General features: G+C 51.5%; 1 tRNA gene. It reads right to left on the minus strand.

Going from position 1 to position 202, the window contains the following annotated elements:
- Positions 1-34 precede the first annotated feature (34 nt).
- Positions 35-110, minus strand: a tRNA-Glu gene (locus M998_RS19140).
- Positions 111-202 lie beyond the last annotated feature (92 nt).

Below are 202 nucleotides of genomic sequence, written 5' to 3' on the forward strand. Positions count from 1 at the left end.
GGGGACATCGTCTTTCACTCGATATCGGCGCAATTGGCGTCCCCTAGGGGATTCGAACCCCTGTTACCGCCGTGAAAGGGCGGTGTCCTAGGCCTCTAGACGAAGGGGACACGAAATATTGCACAACTTACGTTGTTTTATCTCGTGTAAAACGCATTCTTGCGAATGTCGCTCCCACGTGTAGCCTATTGCTCTACTTTCT

The organism is Providencia heimbachae ATCC 35613, assembly GCF_001655055.1.
Taxonomy (GTDB): domain Bacteria; phylum Pseudomonadota; class Gammaproteobacteria; order Enterobacterales; family Enterobacteriaceae; genus Providencia; species Providencia heimbachae.